This window comes from Paenibacillus lignilyticus, assembly GCF_017942085.1.
GTDB classification, from domain to species: domain Bacteria; phylum Bacillota; class Bacilli; order Paenibacillales; family Paenibacillaceae; genus Paenibacillus_Z; species Paenibacillus_Z lignilyticus.
This window is the reverse complement of record NZ_JAGKSP010000067.1, coordinates 1-519: the sequence shown is the minus strand read 5'-3', so window position 1 is coordinate 519 and position 519 is coordinate 1. Positions and strand designations below refer to the sequence as shown.

Below are 519 nucleotides of genomic sequence, written 5' to 3'. Positions count from 1 at the left end.
GCTCGCCGGTGCCCATGGGGGTGCTGCCGCCCTCCGTGAACGGCACTGCGACAGTCGTCGCTTTCGTCGCGATACGGCCGTCCGACCCTTTGGTCAGGGTCGGGTCGATGGGGACGAGTGTGTGGTCCTGCTGTGTCCACTGCGGTGTGGCGTACACGTCTTGGGTGAAGGTACCCGACGGGTTGGCGATCACCTGGGAGGTTTCGGTGCGCTGCGAGAGAACCTCTACGGGGTCGCCCGTGTCAGTGGCCTTGGCCAGAGCCTTTGCCTCGTCGCTCTGCGCGCTGTGGACTGCGGCCGTCGGCCCTGAGGAGACCCCCGGCGCCGCAGCGGCCGGGGAGGCGGGGAGCGCCAGAGCTACGAGCCCGGCCATCGCCTGGCATGCCGTCAGCCTCCCTCCGGGCGCGGGTCACCGTCGGGTCTGACAGGTGACGGCCGGTGGGGCCGTGTGAGGGGGGGACACTTGACATGCAGGAGGGCCGGGGGCAGCGGGGGCACCACGGGTGTGGGGGGCGGCGG

Annotated in this window: 1 protein-coding gene; it reads right to left on the bottom strand. The window is 71.5% G+C overall.

The window, feature by feature from the left end; translation table 11 throughout:
- The coding region (locus tag I8J30_RS32730; protein WP_210664511.1) for a hypothetical protein at nucleotides 1-373 on the bottom strand (373 nt) is incomplete at its 3' end.
- Nucleotides 374-519: the final 146 nt, after the last annotated feature.